Raw genomic sequence first — 593 nt, forward strand, 5'->3', positions numbered from 1 at the left:
CTTGCGGTTTTATATGACGAAGGCAATGGCGTTAAATTAGACAAACAAATGGCCATAACATAATTTGAAAAAGCAGCCAACTGTAATCTTCCCGCAGCACAGTATAACTTAGGTGTAATGTACGCAAATGGCGATGGTGTTAGCCAAGATTATAAAGCCGCCAGAACATGGTATGAAAAAGCCGCTGCTAATAATTACACATTGGCGCAGTTTAATTTAGCACTGATGTATTTTGAAGGCTTAGGAATGCCAAAAAATCTTGAAATGTCGTATGTGTGGAATACCATTGCCGAGTATAACGGCAACATGCAAGCGAGTCACAGCCGTAAACTTGATGAACGTACTATGCTTCCTAAAGAGGTAGCTGAGGCCAAAGAAAAAGCCGATGCAATTTATACCAAAATTTTAGCGGGTACTTATGCTGGCGAAGGACGCCTGTTTTAAGTTAGCTATTAAAAAAGCTGAATGAAGTGATTCATTCAGCTTTTTTGTTTTAAACGCTACAGGCTATTTTACATAAAGCCACTTTAGCACTTTGATCAGTAATTTATTTTGTTTAAGTAATAAACCAATGCGCGGGTTATTTTAGATAA

The 593-nt window shown here is 37.9% G+C and carries 1 pseudogene; it reads left to right on the forward strand.

The window, feature by feature from the left end:
• Window positions 1-444 (forward strand): annotated as a pseudogene (locus ND16A_RS19955) (tetratricopeptide repeat protein); the annotation flags it as partial.
• Window positions 445-593 lie beyond the last annotated feature (149 nt).

The organism is Thalassotalea sp. ND16A, from assembly GCF_000764205.1.
GTDB lineage: Bacteria > Pseudomonadota > Gammaproteobacteria > Enterobacterales > Alteromonadaceae > Thalassotalea_A.